Origin of the sequence: Microbacterium sp. ZXX196 (assembly GCF_009709595.1) — a bacterium.
Lineage (GTDB): Bacteria > Actinomycetota > Actinomycetes > Actinomycetales > Microbacteriaceae > Microbacterium > Microbacterium excoecariae.
Genome location: NZ_WMEE01000212.1, coordinates 1 through 269, shown reverse-complemented (window position 1 = coordinate 269; position 269 = coordinate 1). Strand labels below are relative to the sequence as shown.

General features: G+C 37.2%; 1 protein-coding gene. It reads right to left on the bottom strand.

Annotation, left to right across the window (positions count from 1 at the left end; all coding sequences use genetic code 11):
* Positions 1–269: hypothetical protein (locus tag GJQ66_RS14925; protein WP_230379614.1), on the bottom strand; the 269-nt coding region annotated here is incomplete at both ends.

The window sequence follows — 269 nt, the reverse complement described above, 5'->3', positions numbered from 1 at the left end:
CTTATATTTTTAGAAAAATTTACTGATAAGCGAATATGGTCAGTAGCGTGTTTTTTTGATGCGGGACGCTGCGGCGTTGCTATAAACTCTCTAGTAATGGCTATAATTGTTGGTGCTTTGACCACAATACTTGGTTTAATTTTTGCTCTTTTGGTTACTCGAACATCGCTTAAATTTCGCCGCATTATACGTGCTATGAGCGTATTGCCAATTATTACTCCTCCTTTTGTAATAGGACTTGCGATTATTCTATTGTTTGGACTTTCTGG